Origin of the sequence: Hoeflea sp. TYP-13 (assembly GCF_040932035.1) — a bacterium.
Taxonomy (GTDB): Bacteria; Pseudomonadota; Alphaproteobacteria; order Rhizobiales; family Rhizobiaceae; genus Hoeflea_A.
In genome coordinates, this window is record NZ_JBFRBB010000003.1 from 159,431 (window position 1) to 185,079 (window position 25,649).

At 58.1% G+C, this 25,649-nt stretch carries 25 protein-coding genes; 7 read left to right on the top strand and 18 right to left on the bottom strand.

What is annotated here, in order from left to right:
* Positions 1–332: 332 nt before the first annotated feature.
* The 8 genes from hemH to ABVT35_RS17890 all read right to left on the bottom strand — a co-directional run bounded on the left by hemH (position 333) and on the right by ABVT35_RS17890 (position 11,105).
* A complete protein-coding gene (hemH, locus tag ABVT35_RS17855) occupies positions 333–1,346 on the bottom strand; it encodes a ferrochelatase (protein WP_368468838.1) in 1,014 nt (337 codons plus the stop codon).
* A 252-nt stretch (positions 1,347–1,598) separates the two neighbouring features.
* Positions 1,599–3,536, bottom strand: a complete 1,938-nt coding sequence (locus ABVT35_RS17860) for a 5'-nucleotidase C-terminal domain-containing protein (RefSeq protein ID WP_368468138.1) — start codon at positions 3,534–3,536, stop codon at positions 1,599–1,601.
* Positions 3,537–3,688: 152 nt separating this feature from the next.
* Positions 3,689–4,942, bottom strand: coding sequence for a phenylacetate--CoA ligase family protein (locus tag ABVT35_RS17865; protein WP_368468140.1), 1,254 nt, complete (start codon positions 4,940–4,942; stop codon positions 3,689–3,691).
* A gap of 102 nt (positions 4,943–5,044) precedes the next feature.
* A complete protein-coding gene (locus tag ABVT35_RS17870; protein ID WP_368468141.1) occupies positions 5,045–5,407 on the bottom strand; it encodes a hypothetical protein in 363 nt (120 codons plus the stop codon).
* Between the two features lie 339 nt (positions 5,408–5,746).
* Complete coding sequence (locus tag ABVT35_RS17875) at positions 5,747–7,192, bottom strand: homospermidine synthase (protein ID WP_368468143.1); 1,446 nt, start codon at positions 7,190–7,192, stop codon at positions 5,747–5,749.
* Between the two features lie 117 nt (positions 7,193–7,309).
* Complete coding sequence (locus ABVT35_RS17880) at positions 7,310–7,951, bottom strand: aminotransferase class IV family protein (RefSeq protein WP_368468145.1); 642 nt, start codon at positions 7,949–7,951, stop codon at positions 7,310–7,312.
* Positions 7,948–9,120 carry an aminodeoxychorismate synthase component I gene (locus tag ABVT35_RS17885; RefSeq protein WP_368468147.1) on the bottom strand — a complete coding sequence of 391 codons (1,173 nt, stop codon included), beginning with the start codon at positions 9,118–9,120 and terminating at the stop codon, positions 7,948–7,950. Before ABVT35_RS17885 ends, ABVT35_RS17880 begins: the two co-directional genes overlap by 4 nt.
* A gap of 149 nt (positions 9,121–9,269) precedes the next feature.
* Positions 9,270–11,105, bottom strand: coding sequence for a M3 family oligoendopeptidase (locus ABVT35_RS17890; RefSeq protein WP_368468839.1), 1,836 nt, complete (start codon positions 11,103–11,105; stop codon positions 9,270–9,272).
* 401 nt (positions 11,106–11,506) lie between these two features.
* Here ABVT35_RS17890 and ABVT35_RS17895 point away from each other — a divergent pair, with 401 nt between their 5' ends.
* Positions 11,507–13,459 (top strand): DUF882 domain-containing protein, encoded by a 1,953-nt coding sequence (locus tag ABVT35_RS17895; RefSeq protein ID WP_368468149.1) that lies wholly within the window; start codon positions 11,507–11,509, stop codon positions 13,457–13,459.
* Between the two features lie 72 nt (positions 13,460–13,531).
* Here ABVT35_RS17895 and ABVT35_RS17900 read toward each other — a convergent pair whose 3' ends face one another.
* Entirely contained in the window at positions 13,532–13,795 is a 264-nt protein-coding gene (locus ABVT35_RS17900) for a DUF2312 domain-containing protein (RefSeq protein ID WP_368468151.1), read from the bottom strand.
* Positions 13,796–13,909: 114 nt separating this feature from the next.
* Positions 13,910–14,215 (bottom strand): DUF1244 domain-containing protein, encoded by a 306-nt coding sequence (locus tag ABVT35_RS17905; RefSeq protein ID WP_368468152.1) that lies wholly within the window; start codon positions 14,213–14,215, stop codon positions 13,910–13,912.
* A gap of 279 nt (positions 14,216–14,494) precedes the next feature.
* Here ABVT35_RS17905 and ABVT35_RS17910 point away from each other — a divergent pair, with 279 nt between their 5' ends.
* Together ABVT35_RS17910 and pyk are read left to right on the top strand one after the other, a co-directional pair.
* Positions 14,495–14,884: a DUF1036 domain-containing protein gene (locus ABVT35_RS17910; protein WP_368468841.1), complete on the top strand. Its 390-nt coding sequence runs from the start codon at positions 14,495–14,497 to the stop codon at positions 14,882–14,884.
* Positions 14,884–16,323: a pyruvate kinase gene (gene pyk / locus ABVT35_RS17915; protein WP_368468153.1), complete on the top strand. Its 1,440-nt coding sequence runs from the start codon at positions 14,884–14,886 to the stop codon at positions 16,321–16,323. The genes ABVT35_RS17910 and pyk overlap by 1 nt, the downstream gene beginning before the upstream one ends.
* Here pyk and ABVT35_RS17920 read toward each other — a convergent pair.
* The 6 genes from ABVT35_RS17920 to ABVT35_RS17945 all read right to left on the bottom strand — a co-directional run bounded on the left by ABVT35_RS17920 (position 16,290) and on the right by ABVT35_RS17945 (position 20,145).
* Positions 16,290–17,372 carry an alpha/beta fold hydrolase gene (locus tag ABVT35_RS17920; RefSeq protein ID WP_368468154.1) on the bottom strand — a complete coding sequence of 361 codons (1,083 nt, stop codon included), beginning with the start codon at positions 17,370–17,372 and terminating at the stop codon, positions 16,290–16,292. The genes pyk and ABVT35_RS17920 overlap by 34 nt on opposite strands.
* 23 nt (positions 17,373–17,395) lie before the next feature.
* Positions 17,396–18,013 (bottom strand): hypothetical protein, encoded by a 618-nt coding sequence (locus ABVT35_RS17925; RefSeq protein ID WP_368468156.1) that lies wholly within the window; start codon positions 18,011–18,013, stop codon positions 17,396–17,398.
* Positions 18,014–18,097: 84 nt separating this feature from the next.
* Positions 18,098–18,223, bottom strand: coding sequence for a type B 50S ribosomal protein L36 (gene ykgO / locus ABVT35_RS17930; RefSeq protein ID WP_338529778.1), 126 nt, complete (start codon positions 18,221–18,223; stop codon positions 18,098–18,100).
* 132 nt (positions 18,224–18,355) lie between these two features.
* Entirely contained in the window at positions 18,356–19,429 is a 1,074-nt protein-coding gene (locus ABVT35_RS17935; RefSeq protein ID WP_368468158.1) for a 5-(carboxyamino)imidazole ribonucleotide synthase, read from the bottom strand.
* 2 nt (positions 19,430–19,431) lie between these two features.
* Positions 19,432–19,926 (bottom strand): 5-(carboxyamino)imidazole ribonucleotide mutase, encoded by a 495-nt coding sequence (gene purE / locus ABVT35_RS17940; protein WP_368468159.1) that lies wholly within the window; start codon positions 19,924–19,926, stop codon positions 19,432–19,434.
* A 15-nt stretch (positions 19,927–19,941) separates the two neighbouring features.
* Positions 19,942–20,145: a YdcH family protein gene (locus ABVT35_RS17945; protein ID WP_368468161.1), complete on the bottom strand. Its 204-nt coding sequence runs from the start codon at positions 20,143–20,145 to the stop codon at positions 19,942–19,944.
* A gap of 226 nt (positions 20,146–20,371) precedes the next feature.
* Between ABVT35_RS17945 and ABVT35_RS17950 the strand changes: the two genes are divergently transcribed.
* Positions 20,372–20,569, top strand: coding sequence for a YdcH family protein (locus ABVT35_RS17950; RefSeq protein WP_368468162.1), 198 nt, complete (start codon positions 20,372–20,374; stop codon positions 20,567–20,569).
* A 118-nt stretch (positions 20,570–20,687) separates the two neighbouring features.
* On the opposite strand, the gene ABVT35_RS17955 is transcribed toward ABVT35_RS17950, so the two are convergent.
* Positions 20,688–22,334, bottom strand: a complete 1,647-nt coding sequence (locus ABVT35_RS17955; protein ID WP_368468164.1) for an acyl-CoA synthetase — start codon at positions 22,332–22,334, stop codon at positions 20,688–20,690.
* Positions 22,335–22,409: 75 nt separating this feature from the next.
* Positions 22,410–23,183: a sulfite exporter TauE/SafE family protein gene (locus tag ABVT35_RS17960; protein WP_368468165.1), complete on the bottom strand. Its 774-nt coding sequence runs from the start codon at positions 23,181–23,183 to the stop codon at positions 22,410–22,412.
* Positions 23,184–23,298: 115 nt separating this feature from the next.
* Between ABVT35_RS17960 and ABVT35_RS17965 the strand changes: the two genes are divergently transcribed.
* The 3 genes from ABVT35_RS17965 (at position 23,299) to efp (ending at position 25,619) form a co-directional block, all read left to right on the top strand.
* Entirely contained in the window at positions 23,299–23,952 is a 654-nt protein-coding gene (locus tag ABVT35_RS17965) for a thiamine phosphate synthase (RefSeq protein ID WP_368468167.1), read from the top strand.
* 9 nt (positions 23,953–23,961) lie between these two features.
* Entirely contained in the window at positions 23,962–24,957 is a 996-nt protein-coding gene (locus ABVT35_RS17970; RefSeq protein ID WP_368468168.1) for a tetratricopeptide repeat protein, read from the top strand.
* A 98-nt stretch (positions 24,958–25,055) separates the two neighbouring features.
* Complete coding sequence (efp, locus tag ABVT35_RS17975; protein WP_368468169.1) at positions 25,056–25,619, top strand: elongation factor P; 564 nt, start codon at positions 25,056–25,058, stop codon at positions 25,617–25,619.
* Positions 25,620–25,649 lie beyond the last annotated feature (30 nt).

Consider the following 25,649-nt stretch of genomic DNA (forward strand, 5'->3'; position numbering starts at 1 on the left):
GATGGGTGTAACGGTGAAAAGTTGCAAATGGGCCTAGAGCGTGTCTTGTTTAAATAGATGCATTTGATAGCGGCAAATCGGCCCAGTCGGCTAGGCGCGTCGCGTAGCGCGATGTGGGGCATCGGGCAAGCGGCGCAACGACGCCGATGGGCCGATTTGCAGCTACCCTCGAGAAGGTTATGTTATTGAAATAGGGTGGTACGGGCCGGGCGATTTTGCCCGCTGACTGCGTTGGCTCACGCTTGTGGTGGGTTAACACCACGGCGCGCAATCCGACTTGTCAGCGACCAAAATCGCCTCGGTCAAATGACTCTATTTAAGCAAGACACGCTCTAGACCCAGCCCTTCAGCTCGCGTCGCACGACCGCCTCGATAACGGCCATGCCGGCGGCGCTGTCGTTGAGGCAGGGTATGTGGGAAAAATGCTCGCCGCCGTTTTCATGGAATATTTCGCCGGCTGCCACCGCGATCTCCTCAAGCGTCTCGAGGCAGTCGGATACGAAGCCCGGATTGATGACGGCAATGCGCTTGACACCGTCTTTCGCCAGTTGTTCGACCGTCTTGTCCGTATAGGGCTGCAGCCATTCTTCCGGTCCAAAGCGTGACTGGAAGGTGGTCATCAGCTTCTTTTCGTCCCAGCCGAGACGTTCGCGCACCAGCCGCATCGTTTTCATGCACTGGCAGTGATAGGGATCGCCCTTTTTGAAATAGGACTGCGGAATGCCGTGAAAGGAGGCGAGCACCACCTCCGGTTCCCATTCAAGCCCTTCAATATGCGTGGTGATCGATTGCGCAAGCGCCTCGATATAGGCCGGGTCGTCGTGATAGGGCGGCACGGTGCGCAGCGCCGGCTGCCAGCGCATGCCCATCAGCGTCTCGAACGCCTTGTCGTTGACGGTTGCGGTGGTGCTTGCGGCATATTGCGGGTAGAGCGGGAACAGCAGGATCCGGTCGCAACCGGCATTTTTAAGCGCCGTCAGCCGGTCCGGGATCGACGGCTGGCCGTAGCGCATTGCCCAGTCGACCACAACTTCGGAATGGCTTTCGAAAGCGGCAGCCAAGGCGTCGGACTGGTTGCGCGTATAGGTACGCAGATAGCTTTCATCCAGATCCTTGTTCCAGATGGTCTCATAGGCCTTGCCGACCTTGCCCGGCCTGGTGTTGAGCACTATGCCGAAGAGGATCGGATACCAGAACAGCCGCGACCATTCGATGACGCGCCTGTCGGTCAGAAATTCGCGCAGGTAGCGCCGCATCGATGTGGTGTCGGTGCCGTCGGGCGTTCCGAGATTGACCAGCAGCACGCCGACCTTGCCATGGGCGACGGTTGGATGATTTGCAGGCAAATATGAGGCTGCGGGTTTCAGGTCTGTGCTGTCGGCGTGTTTCATCATCGGTCCGTTCTTGTGTCCGATGGGAACATATGCGCCGGTGCTTATATTTCAAGCGGAATTAATGCCGCTGGCTGGGGTGGGAGGGAAAGGGCGGCTCATAAATCTTGTGTTGGTGAAATTGCGTCCGCCGGACTAATGCGAAACGGAAACGCCGCCCCGAAAGGGCGGCGTTTTCAATATTGGCTGTTAATTATCCTCGGCAGATCAGTTCTGCTTTGCAGGGATATTCAACTGCTGGCCGACCGCCAGTTTGTGCGGGTTCTGGTCGGGGTTGGCTTTGGCGATGTTGCCCCATTGCGTGGCATCGCCGAGATATTTCTCCGCCAGTTTCCATAAATTGTCACCGGCTTCGACCACATGGGTGGTGGCCGCCGATGCGGTCTTCTCCATGGCCTCGACTTCCTTGGTTGCTGTACCTTCCGTCTTGCTGGCTTCCGAAGAAGCGCTGTCGCCGGTGGCGGCTTCCCGGGTCGTTGTCACCTGCGTGATGCGATCGCCGACATAGGGCTGGTAGGGCGATTTTTGCGTCAGGTAAGCCGCAACAACCTCTTCAAGGCCCGGGCCGTAATCATAGGCGTCGATGCCGTCGGTGGCGAAGACCTTGTAGCCGTCGCCGCCCGCTCGCATGAAGTTGTTGGAAACGACGCCATAGGTGGCGTTGAGGTCGATCGCTTCGAACTGACCGTTGTTTTCGACCATGACATTCGAGGTGCGGTCGCCCGCCGGAAGCGAAAGATCGAAGCTGTATTTAAGGCCCGCGACCTGCGGGAATCGCCCGGCGCCTTCCTCGACCTGGCTGACGCCGTTTTCAAGTGCGGCGACGACATCCGAGCCCTTCAGCTTGAAGGTCGAGAGCGTGTTCTGGAACGGCAGGACCGTGAGGACCTCGCCGACGGTGATATCGCCTTTGTCGATCGAGGCGCGCAATCCGCCGCCATTTTGGATAGCGATGCTGATACCCTGGCCGGAGACCCGGTCGAGCATCGCGTCGGTCACCAGATTGCCCATCTCGCACTCTTTGGCGCGGCAGCTTGCGCGGTCGCCGTCGATCGGCGCGGCTGCCACGGCTATCACCTGGTTCATCTGTTCCTTGATGGGTTCGGCGAGTTCGGAGATCCGGGTTACCATCGCCTCGTTCGGCTTGATGCTGGCGTCGAGAAGGATGGGCTCGCCTGCGGCGCTCTTGATGTTGCCGTCGTCGTCAAAGATGATCTTGACGTCACCCAGATATTTCGAATGCGCATAGGCGTGAACGACTGCGACCTGGTTTCCCGACGGGCCGGTCAGCATGGTCGGATAGGGGCCGTGGGCCTTGTCATTGGTGTTTGAAAGCAGCGTGTTTGAATGGCCGCCGACGATGAGGTCGATGCCGTCGACCTGCGTGGCGATCTTCTTGTCCTCTTCAAAGCCGGTGTGGGTAAGGGCAATGATCTTGGTTGCGCCTGCTGCCTTTACGGCATCGACGGCGTCATTGAGGTAGAGCACCGGATCCATGAACAGGACCGCATCGCTGGGTGAGGAAAGCTCGACCGTGTCGGCGGTCACCGCGCCGATGACTGCGACCTTTTCCGTGCCGAAATCCTTGATGACATATTCAACCATCTTGCCCGCTATCGGGCTGTTGGCACCGATCAGGGCATTGCCGTAAATGGTCGGGAAATTGGTATTGTCGAGGAAGGTGGCGAGTACTTCGTCGCCATCGTCGAATTCATGGTTTCCGAGCACCATGGCGTCAAGGCCCAGCAGATCGAGGAATTCGGCTTCCGCCTTTCCCTTGTAGACGGTGTAGAAGACCGAACCCTGGAAATTGTCGCCGGCCGAAAGCACCAGAACGTTGTCGAGCTCCCCGCGGCGCTGGTCGATGGCGGTTTTCAGGCGTGCCATTCCGCCGAAGCACTTGCCGGCGGTCTCGTCGTCGGATGAGCAGGTTGAATCATACTTATTGATCGGCTCGATGCGGCTGTGGAAGTCGTTGAAATGCAGCACATTGAGTTCGAAGTCGGCAAGCGCGACGGCCGTCGATGCGGCCAGGGCGGCGATTGCTACAGACAGACGGGTCAGGATTTTCGACATAAGCGGCTCCTTGACTGACATAGCCAGCGCCCATCGGCGCGTGATGGTGCCGGCACTGAAATCAGGCATTGCGCGGTGCACAACGCCTGCAAACCATTGGTAATGTCGCGAACGGCCGAAGCCCGAAGAGCAACCAATAAGCCGGACCGACGGCCCATGGTTTCACCAAATCGTGAAGACCGCAACCCCGAAGTGTGAGTCCGGGGCGTGATACGGGTATTCTACGCGTCGTAGTTGCGCTCGTCGGAGATGACCTTGCCGTCGTTCGGAAGGCTTCCGGATTCGGCAATCACCACCTTGCCTTTCAGCTTGGTGATATCGGCAAGACTTCCGGCCAGCGCCTCGGCATCGGGCTGTGCGCCGGGTTCGGCCTCGACATGCAGGGTCATGGCGTCCCGGTCGCCGTCGCGAATGACGACGAGGCGTGCCTTCGCAACGTCGTCGTGACGCCTGACGATAGCGGCGATCTGCTTGGGATCGACGAACATTCCCTTTACCTTGGTGCGCTGGTCGGCGCGCCCCATCCATCCCTTGATGCGCATGCCGGTGCGACCGCAGGGTGACTGACCTTCGAGAACCGCCGTCATATCTCCGGTTCCGAAGCGGATAAGCGGGTAGGCCGGATTCAGCGAGGTTACGACGATCTCGCCCACTTCGCCATCCGAAACCGGATCGCCTGTTCCGGGGCGTACGATCTCGACGATCATATTTTCGTTGAGGATCATGCCGGGATAGGGATTGCCGTCTTCATCGGCGCTCTCATAGGCAATAATGCCCACATCCGCTGTGGCATAGGATTGGAGAACCGCGATGCCGCGGTCACGGTATTCTTCACGCAGCGAGGGAAACAGGGCTCCGCCGGAGACCATTGCACGCTTGATTGACGACAGGTCCGTGCCGGTTTCCACAGCCTTGTCGAGCATTACCTTCAAATAGTCGGGGGTTCCGGTGTAGGCGGAGGGCTTCAGGGCTGCCGCGGCCTCGACCTGCATTTCCGTGTTGCCGACGCCCGCCGGAAATACCAGGCAGCCAAGCGCGCGGGCGCCTTCATCAAGCACAAATGCGCCGGGCGTCATGTGATAGGAAAACGTGTTGTGGATGATGTCGCCGGAGCGGATGCCGGCGGCAAACAGGCCGCGCGCCGACTGCCAGGGATCGGCACCAAAACCCTGCGGTTCCCAGACCGGTCCGGGCGACATGAACACGTGGTTTCCGACAAGCGCATCCGGATCTGCAAGGCCTCCAAAGGGCGGGTTGGCCGCCTGCAGTTCCATCAGTTCGGGCTTGCGCAGTACGGGCAGCGTTGCAAGTGCCTCGCGGTTGTTGATCTGCGTCGGGTCGCAATCCCCCAACCAGCTTCGCAGCCCTTCCGCCTTGCTCATGGCGTTGGTGAGAAATTCAGGGAGTGCAGAAAACAGGTCCACTTCCCTTTGCTGCGGATTGCGTGTTTCGAGGTTGTCAAAATGTATGGTCACGACGAACTCTTCCCTTTACTTTTCGTCAAATAGGCCAGCTCAGCGTGGCGGGTCTTGTCCGCCCCGGCACACGTGCCAGAAATGTGAAACCTTGCGAACCGGTCAGACCAGTCGGCGCGTCAGCGAGAACTGACCGCCGCTGCTTGACGTGCAATTCAGACGGGTCGGAGAAACAAGCGAACAATTGACCCGCGAATTGGTGTTGCGCACCAAAGAGCGTATGTCGATTTGCACGAGCCGCGGATTTACATAGGTGTATTTGCCGGTTGCCAGCAGCGTATTGGTGTCTGTTGTTCTGGTTTCGAATCGACCGGAGAAGAAGCTGGACTGGATTCCGTTCGGATCAACCCATTGTCCCTCGATCGAATTCCTGTCGTAACCGGGGCCCGGCCCGTAGCTTGGTACGCAGGCCGAAAGGCCCGCTGCTACGGTCGTAAGGGCTACGAGCCTGATCCATTGCCGCATGATCACCTCCGCGTTGCTGGCTTGGACCGGCTAGCGGAAACTCAAGGTCAACTGTCCCCACGGTTGCCCCGATCCAATTCAGTTACAACTGATATCATCCGCTAACCTATTCCTGCAACATGATGGAATTAGGACAATGGAATTAGATCCCGGTGATGCGGCGTTGCAACAAACCACTAGTGTCCTGAACCGGAAGCCCGTCACAATATGTAGCACACCGGGAACGAGCTTCAGGTTCAAGAAGGACACTAGCAGAGTTATGATTCTAGTGTGGTTTACGGATTTGAAGTTCCTCCAGGCAATAGCTGCGATAACGATAGGAACTTCAAATCCACCACACTAGTGAACGAGCACGTTCCTGAACTGCCATGCGTCAGATTCATCGAGATCTTCGGGAAACAGGCCGGGACGGTCGGTGAGCGGTGTCCATTCCGTATAATGACCCTCCACCGGGCCGAGATAGGGGAGTTGGACCTCAAGACAGCGTCGGAAGTCCATCTCGTCGGATTCGACGATGCCGGCCTGCGGATTTTCAAGCGCCCAGACCATGCCGGCAAGCACGGCGGATGTGACCTGCAATCCGGTGGCGTTCTGATAGGGGGCAATCTCGCGGGTCTCTTCGACCGACAGGCGCGAGCCAAACCAGTAGGCGTTCTTGTCGTGGCCGTAGAGCAGCACGCCGAGTTCATCGATGCCGTCGACCAGCTCGTGTTCGTCAAGCACATGCAGGACAGGCTGCTGCTTGCCGCCATTGCCGAACATTTCATGCAGCGACAGAACCGCATCGTTGGCGGGGTGGTAGGCGTAATGGCAGGTCGGCCTGAAAGTCACATCTCCCGCGTCATCCCTCAGCGTGAAGAAATCGGCAATGGAGATGGATTCATTGTGTGTTACGAGAAAACCGTATTGCGGACCCGGCGTCGGACACCATGTGCGCACACGGGTATTGGCGCCCGGCTGGTCAAGATAGATCGCCGCCTGGCATCCCTCTTCATGGCTGTGCGCATTTTCCGGTTTCCAGTTTTCGTGCGTGCCCCATCCAAGTTCCGACGGCTGCAGACCTTCCGAAATGAAACCTTCCGCGGACCAGGTGTTCCAGAACACGTCGAGCGGCTTCGGGTTCTTGGCGCGCTGCGTATCGCGCTCGGCAATGTGGACGCCCTTGACGCCGGCCTTGTGCATCAGCCTTGCCCAGCCTTCGCGGTCGGCCTGCTCCGGTATCTCGAAATCGAGGCCGAGGTCCTTGGCGAGATTGACGAGGCCCTGCTTGACGAACCAGGAAACCATGCCCGGATTGGCCCCGCAGCATGAAACAGCGGTCGTTCCGCCCGGGTTCGCCAGCTTTTCCCGGCGCACCGTTTCGCGCAGCGCATAGTTGGTGCGTGCGGCATTGTCGAGCGAATCGTCGAAGTAAAAGCCAAGCCAGGGCTCGACCACGGTGTCGATATAAAGCACACCGATCTCGCGGCAGAACTTCATCAGCTCCAAAGAAGATGTATCGACGGACAGGTTGACGCAAAATCCCCGGCCTTCCCCTTCGGTCAGCAGCGGTCCGAGCAGTTCCTTGTAATTGTCGGTGGTAACGGCGGCCTGCACATAACGCACGCCATGTTCACGCAGCAGCGCCTCGTCGTCATTGCGCGGATCGACCACGACCATGCGGCTCTTGTCATAATCGAAATGGCGTTCAATAAGGGGCAGGGTGCCGCGTCCGATTGAGCCGAAGCCGATCATGACAATCGGGCCGTCGATTTTTCCGTAAACGGGATAGTCGGCGTTCGCCATGGTAGATCCTTTCACCAGATGAATGGGTGCTTTGTGTCCGGTCGTATTTGCGCATGCTCTAAGCACAAAGACGGTTCCGATGGAAGTGGCAAGACAGTGCCGGGTGGCGGTTTGCCGCTATTCGATCAATATCGCCGGTAACAGGCCACGCAGGGAGTTTCCGACATAAAGGCGCTCAGCCGATCTGAGATCGTTGATTTTCAGCACGGCTTCAACCGCTTTACCCGCCTCGATCAGTTCCTGCCGCAGCACGCCCTTCAAAAGACCGCATTCGAGCGCAGGTGTGCGCAATGCCGCTTCGTGCGGCACCTTTATAAAAATGTTGCTGATGGTGCCCTCGCAAACCGCGCCGTTTTCATTGAGCAATAGCACTTCGTCGGCCTCCGCCGGATGATACTCTCCCCGCGCCCGGATGTAATGGTCGCGTTTGGTGGTCTTGTGGCGCAACATCGGATCCGACGACTGCAGCCGCGTTGCCGCGATTGCCAGACGCCAGGGTTTGTCCGGATCGGTGGGCGGGCAGGGGTAGGAATTGATCTCCACATTGCCTGCCGCCGACAACTCAAGGCGGATACGGCGGTCCGATCCCTCTGCCTCCAGCTCGGCTATCGCTGCCTCTATCCGGTCCCGCCGGAAGGGAATTTCAAATGCTGCGGCCGATTGTTCGAGCCGTGAAAGGTGCAGCGGCAGACGGTCGAGCACGCCGTCGGCGCGCATTCGCATCGTCTCTATCAGGTTGGGCTTGTCCGGGCTGCTCATTGTGTATCTTCCCGGTGTTCAGTCTGACGCAGCGCATAGCGCGCCTTGATCATGCATTCCTCATATTCGGACCGGGCGTCTGAATCGAATATGATGCCGCCGCCGACATTGAACACGGCTTCGCCGCCCGGATAAAGGCTGATCGTTCGGATCGCCACGTTGAATTCCATCGCACCGCCCGGCGCGATCCAGCCGATGGAGCCGCAATAAACATTGCGGTCCGTATCTTCGAGATCGTGGATGATTTCCATGGCGCGGATTTTCGGCGCGCCGGTGATTGAGCCGCAGGGAAAGATCGCCCGCATGATCTCGCTGAGGGTGATTTCCTTTTCAAGCCTGCCACGAACCCGGCTGATCATCTGGTGAACGGTGGCGAAGCTCTCGACATGGTAGAGTTGCGGAACGTGGACGCTGCCCGCGGCACAAATCCTTGACAGGTCGTTGCGCAGCAGATCGACAATCATCAGGTTTTCACTGCGGCATTTCGGATCGCTTTCGAGCTGCTGCTTTAATAGCTTGTCTTCCTCGGCCGTCTTGCCGCGGGGCGCGGTTCCCTTCATCGGTTTGCTTTCGATCCAGCCGTCCCGACCGACGCGGAAGAAAAGTTCGGGCGAACGCGAAACAATCTGCGGCCCGTCGAGGCTGACAAGGGCGCTGTGGGCGACCGCCTGGCGGGAGCGAAGCGTATTGAACAGCGTAGCGGCATCAACATCACAGCGCGCGGCAAACTCGAATGTGAGATTGGCCTGGAAACAATCGCCGGCGTGAAGATGGGAACGCAGGCGGTCGAACCGGCTCTTATAGGTATCGAAATCCCATAACGGCCGCGCCTCAGACAAGGCGGCATCCGTGTGCGGTGCGGCCAGCAGACGGTCAGCCTCCTCGGGGGCTTGCGGTCCGTCGAACACGCCGAAACTCATCAGGGGACAGGTACGCTTGGGATCCGGCCGTTCGGAGAGCCTCGTCCTCAAAGCCGGCTCCAGCGTCCTGCCGGCGTCGTAACTGACATAACCGGCCGCCCACAAACCGCTTTGCCGTGCCTCTTCCAGTTCTTTGAATGCCGGTTCGATATCCTGCGGAGTCCAGGCCGTTACGACAGACCTGGCACCGGAGAAAAACAGGTTTTCACCGGTAAAGTCGTTCCGGAACAGGATGAACTCGTCATTCATGGGCTGGGTGGCGGCTATAGTCAGGGTGCCGTTTCATTGCCGGCACCGGTGCAACGGCAACTGTCTATAGCCTGTGTGGCGCTATGGCAATGTCCTGCAAACCGCATTGCGTGCCGCAAACCGGTCATGTTGTCAGCGACGTAAGCGCGTTACGCGTCCAGCGCCTCCAATTCGTCGATCAATCCCTCGATCATCGACAGGCCCCGGCTCCAGAAGGACGGGTCGCTTGCATCGAGGTTGAACGGCGCCAACAGCTCCGAATGGTGCTTGGTGCCGCCGGCACGCAGCATGTCGAAATACCGCTCCTGGAAACCGCTTTCCGCATTACGGTAGACCGCATAAAGCGAGTTCACCAGACAGTCGCCGAATGCATAGGCATAGACGTAGAACGGTGAATGGATGAAGTGTGGAATATAGGCCCAGAAGGTTTCATAACCGGATGAAATCCGGATGGCGGGACCAAGGCTTTCCTCCTGCACCGAGATCCACAATTCACCGATCTTCTCGGAGGTCAGCTCGCCTTCGCGTCTTGCGGTGTGGACCTTGCGTTCGAACTGGTAAAAAGCGATCTGCCGCACCACCGTGTTGATCATGTCCTCGACCTTCTGGGCGAGCATTGCCTTGCGCTCCTTTGGATCGCTGGTGCGGTCGAGCAAAGCCCTGAAGGTCAGCATCTCGCCGAAGACGGAGGCGGTTTCGGCGAGCGTCAGCGGCGTCGGTGCCATAAGCGCGCCCTGTTCACCGGCCAGAACCTGGTGAACGCCATGTCCAAGCTCGTGCGCCAGCGTCATGACGTCCCGCGGCTTGCCGAGGTAATTGAGCAGAACGTAAGGATGGGCGGACGGAACGGTGGGGTGGGAAAAAGCGCCCGGCGCCTTGCCGGCGCGCACCGGCGCGTCGATCCAGTTGCGGTCGAAAAACCGGCTCGCTATGTCGGCCATCTGGGGATCAAAATCGCCATAGGCCGAAAGCACTGTTTCTCGGGCCTTGTCCCAGCTGATCAGCGTTTGCGGCGTCTCAGGCAGCGGTGCATTGCGGTCCCAGAATTCCATCTGCTCCATGCCGAGCCATTTTGCCTTCATCGTATAATAGCGATGGGACAGGCGCGGATAGGCATCGGACACCGCATCCGAAAGCGCATCGACCACCTCACGCTCCACTCGGTTGGCCAGGTGCCTGCTATCGGCAATATCTTCAAAGCCGCGCCAGCGGTCCGATATTTCCTTGTCCTTGGCGAGCGTATTGGTGATCAAAGTGAAGGTACGGATATTCTCTCCAAAGGTCTTGGTCAGCGCTTCGGCTGCCGCACGTCGTTCGCTGCCGTCCGACGACTGCAGTTTGTTCAGCGTTGGCTCCAGGGTCAGAACCTCGCCATCGATGGTGAAGCGCAACGCCGCCATCGTTTCGTCGAACAGCCGGTTCCATGCGCCGTGACCGGTGACAGATTTTTCGTGAAACAGCTTTTCGATCCGGTCCTCAAGCTGATAGGGCTTGTCCTTGCGCAGATCGATCAGCCAGGGCTTGTAGTGCGCTGTCGCCGGATCGTTTTTGATGGCTGCATCGATAATGCCATCGTCAATGCGGTTGATTTCCAGAGCGAAAAACAGGAGGCGGCTGCTGATGTCGGTGATTTTCGACTGGATGTCGCCATAGAATTTGGCACGTGCGGGATCGCTTGTATCGGAAAAATAAGTTAATCCGGCAAAGGAAACGATTCGGCCCATGACCTCTTCGAGCGCTTCATATTGACGCAGTGCCGCGCCAAGGCCCTCGTCCCCGCCGGCGGTGGCGGCGGCCTCCAGCTTGTTTTTCCACCGTTCTTCAAAGGCCCTGCTTGCACGATCGGACTCTTCAATGTCACCGGTGAGCTCGGGTGCGTCCATAGCCGCATAAAGATCGCTCAGATCCCATTCCGGCAAGGTACCCAGATCATCTGCATCCTTGCCGGCCGCAGATCCGGCCGCAGAATGGCAAATCCCTTCCATGACGGTCAATAATCGGAGCAATGTGGGCATTTGCGGGGCCTTTCAGGAAATGTCTCGTCCACAATACTAGGGTCCGGGGAGCTGAACTCCAGCCGGGCATGCCGGATCGTCTGTAAATTTCGCGTGGATTATGGAGTGTTCACAATTCGCCACATTTTGACACGATTCGGGAAATATGAAACCGGATAAATTCACTCCTTGTTAGTTCTTTGTTCACTATAAATATCAGTTGAAACGGAGTGTGAGCGCTCTGCCATGCTCTGACCGCATTTGTCATACAGCTGTGCTGTAGTGACGATTCGGGACTGAAATTAACGCAAATCCAGCAACATAGCTTGACCGCAGGCTGGATTGGCAGAATTATCGAGGGACATTTTGGGGACGCAGGGGTTTTTAAGAATTTGCTGAAACGCTTTAACACGATTGCCTTAACGGTCAATCAGCGCAGGCGGCTGCTCGCTGCTGCGGTGACCGTGCTCGTGTGCTCTGCGGCAGCCAGCCCCGCTTTATCCGAAACACGCTCGCTGAAGCTCTATTTCGTGCACACCAAAGAGCGTGCGACGATCACCTTCAAAAAGAACGGACGTTATGTCCCGGGTGGCCTGAAAAAACTCAACCGTTTCCTGCGCGACTGGCGGCAGAAGGAATCCACAAAGATGGATCCGCGGCTGTTTGACCTTCTGTGGGAAGTCTATCGCGCCAGCGGTGCAAAAAAGCATATCCATGTGGTTTCGGCTTACCGCTCGCCAAAGACCAACGCGATGCTGCGCAAGCGCTCGCGTGGTGTGGCGAAAAACAGCCAGCACATTCAGGGCAAGGCGATGGATTTCTATCTGCCGGATGTGTCGATCAAGAAGCTGCGCCGCATCGGCATGCAGTTTCAGGTCGGCGGCGTCGGATATTATCCGAAGTCCGGTTCGCCATTCGTGCATCTTGACGTCGGCAGCGTCCGGTCCTGGCCGCGCATGGACCGCAAGGAGCTGAGCAAGGTTTTCCCGAACGGCAAGACCCTGCACCTGCCGACAGACGGCAAGCCGCTTCCCGGTTACAACCAGGCGCTTGCTGATTATAAATCGCGTGTCAGCTCAAAGAGCATCAAGGTTGCAGGCGGGCGCTCCGTTCGCAGATCTTCAGGTGGCGGCGGAAATCTGCTGGCCGGTCTGTTCGGCCGCAAAGAGGATGAGGACAAGCCTCAACGCAGCAAACCGAAAGCGCAAACGCAGGTGGCGTCGGTGGCGATAAAGCCTGACGCGGCGCCTCAACTGGTCGAGACCGTGCCTGAACTTGCCTATGTGCCGACACCGCAGTCTCGGCCGGCTCCACCGGATGAAGGCGTGCAGATCGCTCTGGCATCCGTGCGGGAAACGGGGATAAAGGCGACGCCGGCAGTCTTCACGCCGCGCCGTCCCGGCAGCCTGATTCCCGAAAGTGGTGGTGTCGCAATCGACATTCCGCAGGAAGCCGAAGCTGCAAGCCCCGTTGCGGTTGCGGCACTGCCTGCAACGCAGCCATCGACGCTGGTGCCGAGTGGGTCACAGCTTTCCGCCGAAAGCGGCGGTAACCTCATCCCAATTCCGCAGCTCAGAACAGGAACTGCCGATTACAAGGGCACAAGGGTTGCACTGGCGCCGACGCGAGACAATCCGCCGCCGGAGGTCGTGCTGGGCGCACTCCTGAACGCTCCCGTTATGGCCAAACCGGCCGAAACACCACTGACCAGGGAAGAGTGGAGCAATGGGCAGGACGCAGCAGCCGGGGACGGCGACAACGGCACACCTCAGCTTGCCTATGTTCCGCGGCCGGGAGAACGCCCGGACGTGACGTCACCGGAGGCGCAGGTGCTTGCAGCCGCGTTTGAGCAAAGCGCGTATGAACGGTCCGAAGGCGAGCCGGCAACCGGTATACCGGTGCCAACGCCATCCCCGTTCGGTGCGGCGCACGGCGAAATGGTTTCATTGCCGCCTGTCCAGGTGGCCCTGGCCCCGCCGACAGGGCGCCTTGGAGCGTCCGACTCGCGCGTTGACGTATTTGCGCCATCGATCGCCCTGCCGAAAGCCAAAGGCGGTCGGCCAAGTGCCCGGGATGCGGTGAGCGATCGACAGGCCTCGGTTCGCACAGAGCCGGTGCTCACAGAGAATTTGATCACCCACCGTGCATTCACAGCACACACGCTTGCCGCCATGGATGCACCCGTGACCGCACCGCAGTTCGTATCGAGCTACATGCGCTCAGCTCCGGCAACGGTTCACGTTGAAGGCTTTTCCACGGAAAACAGGATTGCAAGCGCAGACCAGTTCTCCGGCCGGGCCGTCAACTTCATGACAGTTGCCCGTTTCGAAGTGCGCAACCAGTAGGGCATCGAGCCCCGTTCCAAGAACTGATTGTCATATAGCAAGCGTCCGTGACGCCGCGCAGCCAGAAACGCTCTAAGCGTCCGGCGGCGCTTCGACCATGCCGAGCGCATGGAGGTAGGTGTCGAGAACAGCTTCCTGTTCCATGCGTTCATTCGCATCCTGCTTGCGGATCGAGATCACCTTGCGCAACACCTTGGTGTCATACCCCATGGATTTTGCCTCGCCATAGACTTCCTTGATGTCGTCGGCGATGGTTTTCTTTTCTTCTTCCAGCCTTTCGATCCGCTCGACAAAAGCGCGTAGTTGATCTCTGGCTACTCCATGGGCATCCGACATGGGCGACTCCTGAACTGTTAGAATGACGCGCACAGGTGCCTTGCCGACGGCGTGACGTCAAGAGGGTTGAAGGGGTTGTCCCGGAAAGAAAACGACCTGTGCAAAAATTGTTGGTCAGTGTCCCTTATGGGACTCAACAAAGGCTGCTTTCTGCTCGTCAGTGGCTTCGGTCTGGTACTTGTTCTTCCAGTCTTCGTAGGGCATTCCATAGACGATCTCGCGCGCCTCTGGCTTGGTCAGCGCGACGCCCGCCTCGTTGGCGGCATCCTGATACCAGTTCGACAGGCAGTTGCGGCAAAATCCACCCAGATTCATCAGGTCGATGTTCTGCACGTCGGTGCGTTTGCGCAGATGTTCGACCAGTGTCCGGAACGCTGCGGCTTCGAACTCGGTACGCTGCTGTTTGGTCAGGTCCGTCATTTCATACTCCACGCAAGTTTGTCTGTTGATCAGGCTTTAATGTTCCAAGCCATTCGCGTGAACCTCACATAGCGCCATTAACCTGGATAATCTATCGGTAACTGCCCGATCCGGATGTCAAATTTCCAGGCAAAATGGCACGTTTCGTTGACATTATGAGGGTCAATGCGGCACATAGCATACGGAAATATTTCAAGTAAGGAATTTAGGCGAACAGTGTCTGAACTCAGCACATTTTGCTGTCGTGGCCTCTTGGGTGTTCTTGCGTTCCTGGGCTACATGGCGTCAGCGCCCGAAGCGCAAGCGGATTTTCGCGTGTGCAACGGAACACAAAATCTGGTCGGCGTCGCTATCGGCTATCGCAGCGAAGAAGGCTGGATATCGGAGGGCTGGTGGCAGATATCCGCCACCTCCTGTGCGACGCTCATCGAGGGACCCTTGGCCTCGCGATTTTATTACCTGTACGCAGAAGATGCCGCCAAGGGCGGTCGATGGGGCGGCAAGGTCGACATGTGCGTGGCCGAAGACGAGTTCAAGATCGTTGATGTGAAAAACTGCTTTACCCGGGGTTTTTTGCGAATGGGTTTCAAGGAATATGATACCGGGCAACAATCGAGCTGGATGGTTCAGCTCTCCGATTCGACAGATACCGAGGAAGGTCAAAATTAATGCAGCGTCTGCGCAAAGTGAAAATTCTTGCAACTCTGGGGCCCGCCTCCTCGGAAGAGGAAACGATCCAGAAGCTGCATGAAGCTGGTGCAGACCTATTTCGTATCAATATGAGCCACGCCAGCCATGACGTGATGCGCACGCTGATCAAGCGCATTCGCAATGTGGAAAAACGCTGTGGCCGTCCGATCGGCATTCTCGCAGACCTCCAGGGGCCGAAACTGCGTGTCGGAAAATTTGCCGACGGTGCGGTGGAATTGCTTCCCGGGCAGACCTTTACGCTGGACAAGAACGATACGCCGGGTGACGCCATGCGTGTCTACTTGCCGCATCCGGAGATTTTCGATGCGGTTGAGCCTGGCCACCGGCTGCTGATCGACGATGGCAGGCTGCAGCTAAAGGCCGAGACCTCGGATGGTGAGACAATCGTCTGTTCGGTGGTTTCCGGCACCAAGATTTCTGACCGCAAGGGTGTCAGCCTGCCGGACACGACACTCGGCGTCGGTGCGTTGACGGAGAAGGATCACAAGGACCTCGATGCGGTGCTGGAAACCGACGATGTCGACTGGGTGGCGCTGTCATTCATTCAGCGGCCTGAGGACCTGGCCGAAGTGCGCAAGGTTGCCCGCTCACGTGTTGGCCTCATGGCCAAGATCGAAAAGCCCCAGGCAATCGAACGCATTGACGAGATAATCGAGCTGTCCGATGCGCTGATGGTGGCCCGCGGCGATCTCGGTGTGGAAATGCCCATCGAATCGGTGCCCGGCCTGCAGAAGCAGCTGACGCGCGCCTGCCGCAAGGCGGGCAAGCCGGTCGTCGTTGCGACGCAGATGCTGGAATCGATGATATCGGCGCCGGTTCCGACCAGAGCCGAGGTGTCCGATGTCGCAACCGCTGTGTACGAAGGCGCGGATGCCGTCATGCTGTCGGCGGAATCGGCTGCGGGCGATTATCCGATCGAAGCCGTGACAACCATGGCGGCCATTGCCCGAAAGGTCGAGCAGGATCCCAACTATACCGGCATTATCCATGCCCAGCGCTCCGAGCCTGAAGCAACGGGGGCCGATGCAATATCGCTCGCGGCCAGACAGATTGCCGAAACGCTGAAACTGTCGGCCATCGTCTGTTACACGTCGTCGGGCACGACCGGCATGCGTGCTTCGCGTGAACGTCCGCAGGTGCCGATCATTGCCCTGTCGCCGGTCATTCAGACGGCGCGCCGCCTGTCGGTGATCTGGGGGCTGCACTGCGTTGTTACAGAAGATGCACGCGACCTCGACGATATGGTGGATCGGGCCTGCCGTATTGCATTTCGTGAGGAATTTGCGAAACCCGGCGACCGTGTGATCATCTCGGCCGGTGTGCCTCTTGGAACCCCCGGGGCAACAAACATGCTGCGCATCGCCTATATCGGATCGGACGGCATGACCGGTATCTGATCGCTCGAGGCGCCGTTCGTATTCTTTCCTGATGACGCGTCCGTGGGCCGGTCGGCCATGGTGAGTTGCTGCTCGAGTTTTTGAGCCAGTGCCACAAGATCGACGTTTCCGCCTGAAAGTTTTTCCAGCGCCGATATGCAAAGGTCCGTAGCGGCGTAGTCCGGTTTGTGTCCGACGCCTTTCAGCCGGAGGAGTTCCGCCCCGGAGATGGCGCCGGCGAGACTGCTTGAGTGTATGTCCGGAGAGACGACGTCATCGGTGTGGCCGGTGACGACTACGGTGGGTTTGTCTATTTGCCCGTATCGCGGTGAAACGGCAACGACATGGGCATAAAGGTTGGCAACGTCGCACGCGTTGTGGCGAAATGTGTGAGGCCGTAGAACAAGTGCTGCTGCCGAGTCGCGCAGATAATCCGGTGGATAGGCATTAGGGCTGAAGACGCAGCGAGCAACCTTCTCGATCCGCAAAAGGCCCGCCGGCATCACCAGTAACCAGGCGAAGATCCGGCCGATCAGCGGGTTCGAGGCCAGGTGATAGTGCCAGTCAATACCGCCCGGCCAGGGGTGCGACACCGAGGAAAGAAACAGAAGACCGTTTACCTTTTCCGGCCTCTCGAGAGCCATGTTCGCGGCAATGATGCCGCCAAAGGAATGGCCGACAATCAAGGCGCTGGAGATATTCTTGCGGTTCATCAGCTCGGCAATTGCCTGTGCCTGTCCGCCGGGATGCGCGTTTCCGGCGCCACCCCTTTCGGACCAGCCGTGTCCTGGCCTGTCGACAAACAGGAGTTCTGCTCGGCCCTCCAGCTTTTTTCGGAACGCCTGGGCCTGATCCAGCAGGTTGCCGCTGGCACCATGAAGAAACACTATAGCCGGCAAATCCGGTGTTCCGGATGCCGGCACATGAACCGCGTGGAGCCTGTAGCCGCCGACATCGACGAACTCGCCGCTTGGCGGATAAAGACGCTCAATGCGCCGCGTCTGAAACCACGTAAACACAAGCAGCGGAAAAACAATCGCGATCAGGATGGTCAGCAAAGTCAGGGTCAAGACAGCGTAATATCCGTTGGCAATCAGATCTCGTCGCCGGTCAATTCCTCGGACAACTCGCCGACGCGTTTTTGAGCCTCGCGCATAGCCGGATAAACTTCAAGCACCTTCAGATAGGTTCCCAGAGCGGCCTTGTCGCTGCCGGCGGCGGACAGTATCGATGCCATGCCCATCAGCGCGCCGAAATGCCGGGGCTCCAATTGCAGCACAACGTGGATATCGGCCATCGACTTGGCGTGATTGTTCATTATGAAGTGGAGGGTCGCCCGGCGGTTCCAGCCTTCGGCGAAGTCAGGCATCAAAACGGTTATCTGGTCGAGCAGATCCAGCGCAGTGAAATAGCGTTTGTCGCGAATGGCGTCGTTTGCCCACTCCATAAGCTGATTAGCCGTTGCACTGTCGGATTTCCGCCATTCCGCCCAGATACGGTCGGCTATACGCCGGGCGGAAGCCGGCTCGGGTTCGCGCTTGAGCTTGAAGAAATAGTCGTCGAGACGCTCGGATCGTGTTTTCGTAACCGCTGCCGCCTGCTCTTCGGTTGCAACGGTATCCTGTGCATATACGGCTGCATCGCCCCAGGAAATTGCGATGACTATCGCCAGGGCCTTGAATGGAGCGTGAATCAAAAAAAATCGGCGCATGTCATAAACATATGACTCACGCGCCGACGGTCAAAGGCAAATTTTGGTGATTTGACTCTGTAGCAAGCGGCCAGGCCGCGCCAATCAGCCCTGCCGTGCCTTGAAGCGCGGGTTGGACTTATTGATGATGTAAACACGGCCCTTGCGGCGTACCAGGCGGTTCTCGCGGTGGCGTGTTTTGAGCGCTTTTAGCGAATTCTTGATTTTCATTGTTCCGGACCCTTGGTCAGTGCCCGTCAGGCTGAATAAACCGCCGAGCTGATAAATAACCAAAAGCGCGCCTTTCGACGCGCTCAATTCGTTGCGCATGCGTTTACCCGCAACTGAAAATTCTGTCAACCGTTACGCTGGCAAATGCTTCGGTTTCAAACGGGTATAGTGGCCCATTTTACGGCCTGGTCTGACCTCCGCCTTGCCGTACAGATGCACAACCGTATCGGCCTGCTTCAGCAAAGCGGGCAGCTGGCTGACTTCGTCACCGATAATATTGTACATTTCGCAGTCACTGTGGCGGGCGCAATCGGCCAATGGCAAGCCGCAAATCGCCCTTATATGCTGCTCGAACTGTGAAACGACACAGGCAGCCTCCGTCCAGTGGCCGGAGTTGTGAACACGCGGCGCCAGCTCGTTTGCAAGAACCTCTCCGTCGCTGTTCACAAAGAACTCGACGCCGACAACGCCAACATAGTCGAGCCGTTTCAAAATCGTGTCCGCGGCCTTTTTTGCCGCATCGATCGATGATTGCGGCACATCCGCCGGCACGACCGAACGGCGCAGGATCCCGCCCTTATGATGGTTTTGCGCGGGATCGTAGCTCATCACCTCGCCATCGGGGGATCGTACGGCAATGACGGATATTTCAGCCACAAAGGGAACCAGGCTTTCCAGGATCAGCGGCACGCTGCCGAGTTCCGAAAAACTGTGATCCGTATCCTGACCAGGCTGGTCGAACACTTTCTGGCCCTTGCCGTCGTAACCCAGGCGGCGCGTCTTCAGAACGGCTTTACCGCCCATTTGCGCAAGAGCATCGTCAATTTCCTGCTGGCTGTCGACGGCCACGAAGTCGGCTGTCTTGATGCCGCAGTCGCGCAAGAACTGCTTTTCGAGGAGGCGGTCCTGTGAAACTTCCAGCGCCCTGGGAGGCGGAAAGACAGGTTTTTTGTCCGCCAGTACCCTTGCTGCGTCCACAGGGACGTTTTCAAACTCGTAGGTGATGATGTCGCTCAACACCGCCAGCGTATCGAGTGCATCCGGATCGTCATAGGCGGCTGTGATCTGGCTTCCGGCGACCTGAGCGGCCGGGCACTTGTCTTCCGGCTCAAGGATAATGGTGTGGAAGCCGAGGCGCGCCGCAGCCATGGCAAGCATGCGGCCGAGCTGTCCGCCACCAACTATTCCGATCGTACGGCCCGGCATGGTCAGCCCTCATCCTTGGGCTGCATTGCGACCGCGTCCGTGCGGTTGCTGCGCCATTCGTCGAGCCGTTTTGCCACGTCATCGTCGGAAATGGCTAAAACTGCAGCGGCCAGCAGGGCGGCGTTGATCGCGCCTGCCTGACCAATGGCAAGCGTGCCAACGGGTATGCCCGCAGGCATCTGCACGATGGAAAGCAGGCTGTCCTGGCCGGAGAGCGCCCTTGATTGCACGGGCACGCCAAAAACCGGCAGCGGAGTGAGCGATGCGGTCATGCCCGGCAGATGCGCGGCACCGCCGGCGCCGGCGATGATCGTCTTGTAGCCCTTGTCGCGCGCGCCCTTGGCAAAATCGTACATTCTGTCCGGGGTGCGGTGCGCGGAAATGATCAACGCATCGTAGCCGATTTTCAAAGCATCAAGCGTGTCGGCCGCATGCTTCATGGTCGACCAGTCTGACTGGCTGCCCATGATGATGGCGACGGGCGATGTCGTTGTCATTTCGGTGTCCTGTCTTCAAGCTATGATGTCAGGGATTATCTGGTCTTCGACCTTTGCAATCTTGTCTTTGAGTGCGAGCTTCTTTTTCTTCATCCGCTGGATACGCAAGGCATCGCAGCCGACGGAAATCATAGCGTTGATCGCAGCGTCGAAATCTTCGTGTTCCTGGCGCAATCGTGCGGCTTTTAAGCGCAGTTCCGCCTGTTCCTGGTCCGACATGCCATCTCCTCGTGGTCAGCATGAATGGAGCTACCCCTTGAAAACAAGTGTTTCAAGAGGCTTTCCGCATGCTCTACCACTTTGTCGTTGTCGGCAAAACAGCAAACATTACAAAGTTATCCACGATCTTGAAATTTATCTTCGACAAGCACCATATTTTAATGGCACAATCACTCGCCCTCTCTCATCGGGGGTGGCGCGAAATACAAAGATAAGGAGTTGTTCGATGGCAATCCAGGCTCGTCTTGAAACGCTGGAAAAAAAACACGGCGCTTTGGAAGAGGAACTCCATTTGGCACTAAATCATCCCTCATCCGATGACACCATGATCAGCGATATCAAGCGGCGCAAACTACGCCTCAAGGATGAGATTGAACGATTACGCGGAGAAATGACGGAATCGAACAGAATGGAGCTCAACTGAGCTCACGAATTGAAGGCCGAATGCGCTTCCCAGCATTCGTAGCCAAAGATACGGGAGCCGCCGCAGGGATAATTTTCAGTCCCCGGCAGCTCCCGGCAATATTTCCAGAAATTGGCAACTAATCCGCGTCGCGCGCCTGTTCGCGCAAGACGAACTTTTGAATTTTCCCCGTCGATGTTTTCGGCAAATCCTGGAAAACCACATGTCGAGGGCATTTGAAACGCGCCAACAGTGTGCGGCAATGTTCGATGATGTCTTCCTCGGTGGCCGAATGCCCGGGTTTGAGCTCGACAAAGGCGCATGGGGTTTCGCCCCATTTGTCGTCCGGTCTTGCAACCACCGCAGCGGCCTGTACCGCCGGGTGCTTGTAGAGGGCGTCTTCCACTTCAATCGATGAAATGTTCTCACCGCCCGAAATGATGATGTCCTTGGACCGGTCCTTCAACTGAATATAGCCATCGGGATGCATGACGCCGAGATCACCGGAATGGAACCAGCCACCGGAAAAAGCCTCGGCGCTTGCCTCCGGATTTTTCAGATAACCCTTCATGACAATATTGCCCTGGAACATGACCTCACCAATGGTCTCGCCGTCTGCCGGAACCTCCTCCATGGTTTCAGGATCCCGCACCGAAAGCCCTTCAAGCGCTGTGTAGCGCACGCCCTGGCGTGCCTTGAGTGCAACGCGGCGCTGCGGATCGAGGGCATCCCACTCACTGTGCCATTCATTGACGACAGCCGGGCCGTAAGTTTCCGTCAGGCCGTATAGATGAACGACTTCAAACCCGGCCTCGGCCATTTGTGCCAGCACGGATTCAGGCGGTGGAGCGGCCGCTGTGTTGAAGGAGACAACCTGATCGAAATTGCGCTTTTCCTCTTCCGGCGCATTAAGCAGTGTCGCCATGACGACAGGTGCGCCGCAAAGATGCGTGACACCGTGGTCGGCAATGGCATCGTACATTGCACCGGCCCGGACCCAGCGCAGACAAACATGGGTTCCGGCGACGACGCCGAGCGTCCAGGGAAAACACCAGCCATTGCAGTGAAACATCGGCAGGGTCCACAGATAGACCGGATGCTTGCCCATGCCCGAAGCGACAACATTGGCATAACCCATCAGCGCAGCGCCGCGATGGTGATAGACGACGCCCTTCGGATTCCCGGTCGTGCCGGATGTGTAGTTGAGCGAGACCGAATCCCATTCATCGCCGGGAGGTGACCATTCAAAGTCCGGATCGCCGGCTGAAAGAAAGGCTTCGTAGTCTTCCGTGCCGATGCGCTCGCCTTTTGGAAACGGCGTATCCGTGCCGAAATTCGGATCGTCATAGTCGATTACCAGCGGCGATACCTCTGCCATTTTTAGCGCTTCTGCGGTAACGGCCGAGAACTCGCGGTCGACGATGAGGATTCTGGTGTCCGCATGGTCGAGCTGGAAGGCGATGATGGCTGCATCGAGACGGGTATTGAGGGAATGCAGCACAGCGCCGGTCATCGGCACGCCATGATGGGCCTCAAGCATTGCCGGTGTGTTCGACAGCATGACCGAAACGGTATCGCCTTTGCCGATGCCGCGGCTGGCAAGACTCGAAGCCAGTTGCCGCGCACGCGCATAAAATGTCCGGTAATCCATTTTCATCGCGCCGTGAATAATTGCCGTATGGTCCGGATAAACGCTTGCGGCGCGGGCCAGATGAGAAAGAGGGGTCAGCGCCTGGTAGTTGGCCGGATTGCGGTCAAGATCGGTTTCGAACGGGTTGGCTGCCATGATTTCTCCCGGTTTAGGACTGTCAATTTCAGCGATAAATGCTCTGTCTGTAATCGAAGTCGATTTTCACACCTATTAGCCAAATAGCGCATCTGAACCGTCGGCAACAAGCTTGATGGCGGTCGCCAGTATCATCAGATACATGAGCGGGTAGAAGATTTCCGGATGCATGCGTTTGACAACCCAGGCTCCGGAAAATGTGGCCAGCGGAGCAAGCGGCAACAGGACGGCGGATGTTGCCAGATTACTGGCGTCGAACTGGCCAAGCGCAAAATAGGGCAGCAGCTTGATTGCGTTCACGACGGCAAAATAGCGCGTGCTGGTTCCGGTATAGGTTTTCGGATCGAGCTTCAGCGGCAATGTATAGAGCTGAAAGGGCGGGCCGCCGGCATGTGTGACGAAACTGGTGAAGCCGGAAATCGTTGCCCAGAACGAGCCCTTCGCAAGATTTTGCTGTTGCGGTGGCGCGTGGTTGCCGTTTCGCGTGCGATAGCGGTCATAGGCGTAGCGCATGACGAACAGGATTGCGATAACGCCGACAATCAGGCGAATGATGTCGGCTGTCACGAACTCGGCGGTCAGCCAGCCGATGCCGATGCCGGCGACGGCGCCGGGAAGCATCACCTTCAAGGTGGTGGCGTCATAGTGACCACGCCAGGCCCAAAGGCCGGCGATATCCATGGCGATCATGATCGGCAGCATGATGGCTGCGGCTTGAATTGGGGATATGACAAGCGCCAAGATCGGAACACCCATCAGCCCGAATGCACCGCCCAGCCCGCCTTTCGACAAGCCGACCAGAATGACAGCCGGGATAGCGGCGGCATAAAATATAAGATCTGTTGGCATGGTTGATCCTTGGACGTGTGTGGTCTATCGGGAATTGCATGAAAAGGCGAGAGCGGCGCGACGAATTTATTGCGTTGCGGCACACCGGACCTCAACACCGCCCAGCGAGGGGTAAATGTCAGACGTGGAAAACAGGTGCCGGATCGTACTGGTCGCACCGCAACTGGCGAAGGCCGATGCCATGCGCGGCGTGATCGAAGATGCACTGCGCGGCGGTGACGTGTCATCCGTGGTTCTTCCGCAATACGATCTGGACGAACGCAGCTTTCAGAAACTGGCGGAATCCGTGGTTCCCGTCATTCAGAAGGCAGGAGCCGCGGCTCTTATTGCCGGTGACAGCAGGACTGCTGCCCGCGCGAAAGCCGATGGGATACACGTCACCGGCGGATTTGACGCGATGGAGGACGCACTGGAACGATTTGCTCCGGAAATGATCGTCGGCGGCGGCAGGGCCAAGGACAGGCATTCGGCCCTGGAGCTTGGCGAATTGCGGCCCGACTACATTTTCTTCGGCAAGCTTGATGGAGACATCAAGGCCGAACCGCATTCCAAGAACCTGGATCTTGCCGAATGGTGGGCGTCGATGGTGGAGATTCCCTGCGTGGTCATGGGTGGACAGGCGATCGGTTCGGTTGCCGATGTTGCCGAAAGCGGGGCGGAATTCGTTGCGTTGCGACACGCCGTGTTTGCCGATCCGCAAAAGGCTGCCATGATGGTTGCAGAGGCAAACGCGCTGCTTGACGAAAAAGCGCCACGGTTTGAAGATTAAAGCACACTCATGAAAACAGTTCTGCCGCTCATTGCCGCCTTTGTCCTGGCCTGCCTGCCTGCTCTGGCGGCGCAGTCCGAAGACACGACCGCTGACGCAACTGCGGAAACCGGGATTGTGCCGGCGGCAGGCAATGATGCCGCAACTGCCGGTGAAACCGCCTCCGATGAGGCGGGAGGAGATGCCGCCTATGGTGCATTTCAACGGGGCCACTATCTGACAGCCTTTCAACTGGCTCTGCCACGGGCGAAACTCGGTGATCCGGCTGCGCAGACACTGATTGCCGAAATATATTCGCGTGGTCTCGGTCTTCCCAAGAACAACAAGGAAGCGGCATTCTGGTATGAATCCGCCGCAGAAGGCGGCGATACCGCAGCGCAACTCAAATATGCCCTGATGTTGCTTGAAGGGCGGTATGTGGCGCCCGATCCGGAACGGGCAAAGGAGCTGATGCGGCTTGCAGCAGACGCCGGGAACTCATCGGCGCAGTTCAATTACGGTCAAATCCTGATCACCGCGCAACCGGGCAGGGACGGCGTCCAAAAGGCGCTTCCATATATGACCCGGGCAGCAGAAAGCGGCATAGCAGACGCGCAGTTCGCGCTGGCGCAGATTTACGCCTATGGCACAGGGCTTGACGAGGCCGATCCGCAACAGGCGCGCGCCTGGCTGATCCGCGCGGCACGGTCGGGTTTCGACACCGCGCAGCTCGACCTTGCCGTCTGGCTGATCGATGGCATTGGCGGCAAGATTGATTATGAAGCCGGTTTCGGCTGGATGCGCCGCGCTGCCAACACAGGCAATGTCATGGCGCAAAACCGGCTGTCGCATCTTTATATCAACGCCATCGGCACAAGGCCCGACCCGATCGAGGCCGCCAAATGGTACATCCTGTCGCGCCGGGCAGGGCTCGAGGACCACAGCCTTGAAGACTTTTTTCAAGGGCTAACCGCCGATGAGCAAAAGGCGGGCATCGAGGCTGCCAACAATTTCAGATCACGCTGAAGAAAGCCCGAAAGAGCCTGAATCGGACAGCGGGCTTGCATGTGCGGCTCAATTGTGTTCTTGAGGCGCCGATTTGGCAGTTTACCGGAATTGTTCCCATGAAGATAAACGGAAATGAAATTCGCCCGGGCAATGTGATCGAGCACAATAAGAGCCTGTGGGTGGCAGTGAAAACCAATGCGGTCAAACCCGGAAAGGGTGGTGCGTTCAACCAGGTTGAACTGAAGAACCTGCTTGACGGCACCAAGCTCAACGAACGGTTCCGCGCATCGGAAACCGTCGAGAGGGTTCGGCTGGAGCAGAAGGATTTCCAGTATCTGTACGAGCAGGGCGATATGCTCGTCTTCATGGACAACGAGACCTATGAGCAGCTGGAGCTGCAACAGGATTTTGTCGGCGACCGCGCCAAGTTTCTTCAGGACGGCATGATGGTCACCGTCGAGCTCTACGAGGAAAAGCCGATCGGAGTCTCGCTGCCCGACCAGGTGACACTGACCATCACGGAGGCAGATCCCGTCGTCAAGGGACAGACGGCGGCCTCTTCCTATAAGCCTGCCGTTATGGAAAACGGTGTCCGGGTCATGGTTCCGCCTTTCATTGAGGCCGGCGAACGGATCCTGGTCGACACCAATGAAATAACCTATATCCGCCGGGCGGACTGACCCGCCCGACCGGGCCGGAGCGCGCCATGA